A 654-nucleotide genomic window follows, 5' to 3' on the forward strand; every position below is an offset into this window, starting at 1 on the left:
CAACAAGTTCAAGGAATGGCGGGGGCTGGCCACCCGGTACGACAAGACGCCCCAGAGCTACCTCGCGGGCCTTCACCTGCGCGGGGCCCTGTTGTGGTTGCGCAGCCTGCCCGCCACTCCTTGATCCAAACCCAGAACAGGCCCTAGCTCCAGCCCGGTCACCTTCCTGGCCGCCCTCGCCCCAGGGGGTGAGGGCCGCAGGAGGCCTTCCGCCCTGACCCCGGGGGGTTTCCACCTTCCCCGGGGCCTCAGCCCCGGCCCGGTCACGTCCCTGGCCGCCCTCGCCGCAGGGGGTGACGGCGGCACGTGGCCTCCCGCCCCGCCCCCAGGGGGTTGGGGAGGAAGAACCGCGACCCCGGCCTCAGGGGGTGTCGGTAGGGCGGAACTCGGCCCCGGCCTCAGGGGGTGAGACAGCAAGAGCAGGTTTCCAAAACCCCCGCCATCTGCGGAGGGCGGTGTGCGGGAGACCGCCCTCGGAGCCGTTGGTCTCCACGGGTCACCCCTTGTGAACGTACAGACCCGGGCTGGGCGCGGAGCCGTCCCCACGTACAACGCTCGGCAGACCAAGAGGCGTATGCGTTCGATGCACGTCCCGGGCGGTGGGGGTTTTCCAGGGGACGGGTCGGGGCCCAGCGGCACGCTCAGCCACACAGG

General features: G+C 71.6%; 1 pseudogene. It reads left to right on the forward strand.

Annotated features, from left to right (window positions below):
• Positions 1-124 (forward strand): annotated as a pseudogene (locus ACJOT3_RS34655) (IS5/IS1182 family transposase); the annotation flags it as partial.
• Between the last annotated feature and the right edge of the window lie 530 nt (positions 125-654).

The organism is Nocardiopsis protaetiae, from assembly GCF_045446735.1.
Taxonomy (GTDB): Bacteria; Actinomycetota; Actinomycetes; order Streptosporangiales; family Streptosporangiaceae; genus Nocardiopsis; species Nocardiopsis protaetiae.